General features: G+C 59.1%; 1 protein-coding gene. It reads left to right on the plus strand.

The features are described 5' to 3' along the window. Window positions 1–96: 96 nt before the first annotated feature. Window positions 97–1,059: an IS30-like element ISPpu17 family transposase gene (locus tag H7995_RS28095; protein WP_004577240.1), complete on the plus strand. Its 963-nt coding sequence runs from the start codon at window positions 97–99 to the stop codon at window positions 1,057–1,059. Window positions 1,060–1,066: the final 7 nt, after the last annotated feature.

The following is a 1,066-nucleotide window of genomic DNA, read 5'->3' on the forward strand; positions in this document are numbered from 1 at the left end:
CCTGAATTCATAGAATAAGCGCAACGCTTGAAACGAGAGGCAGAGAGCCAGCCACCGGTAGAATCCAGGCTCTCACACCGAAGGATTCAAGCGCAGATGACTACGCATTACCGGCAGCTGACTCAGGGACAACGTTACCAGATTGAGGCTGGCTTGAGCGCCGCAGAGAGCCAGGCGAGCATTGCAAAGCGGGTCGGCGTGCATCCCTCGACGATCAGTCGCGAGGTTCGCCGCAACAGCACCCAGAATATCTACAAGGCTGTTTCTGCGGCCCATGAAAGTGATGCTCGTCGAGCGGGTGCGCGCAAGTTTTGCAAGCCGGCGACATGGCTCAGCCATCATCTCCCGGTGTGGCTCAAGCATGGCATGAGTCCGGAGCAGATCGCCCAGCGGTTGAAGCAGGAGCAGCCAAGCCGGGCGGTCAGCCATGAGTGGATTTATCGGTTCATTGCCGCCGAACAGCGCGCCGGTGGTGAGCTTTATACCTATCTGCGACATCGCCGAAAGCGCTACCGGAAACGCTATGGAAGCCACGATCGGCGCGGGCAGCTGCGTAATCGCGTGTCAATCAGTGAACGCCCAGCCGAGGTCGAAAGCCGCGAGCGCCTGGGGGACTGGGAGGGCGATACGGTACATGGACTGGGCGGTAACCTGGTGACCCTGGTTGATCGCAAAAGCGGCTATCTGAGCGCCTATCCGGTCAAGCGCAGAACGCGCCGGCAGGTAACGCGGGCGATCAATCTGATGCTTCAGGGCCATGCCGCTCACACGCTGACGCTGGATAACGGAAGGGAGTTTGCCGGGCATGAACGCATCGCGCTACGGAGCCAGTGCCAGGTCTTTTTTGCAGACCCCTATTCATCCTGGCAACGTGGCACCAATGAAAACACCAACGGTCTGCTCCGCCAGTATTTCCCCAAGGGCAGCGACTTCAGCAAGCTGACCGTCGAAGCCGTCAATCGGACAGTAGCGAGGATCAATCTACGCCCGCGCAAGCGCTTGGGCTGGAAGACGCCGTACGAAGTGCATACAGGGGTGAGCGTTGCACTTATGTGTTGAATTCAGG

It is taken from the genome of Pseudomonas kielensis, assembly GCF_014236655.1.
In the GTDB taxonomy this organism is placed as follows: domain Bacteria; phylum Pseudomonadota; class Gammaproteobacteria; order Pseudomonadales; family Pseudomonadaceae; genus Aquipseudomonas; species Aquipseudomonas kielensis.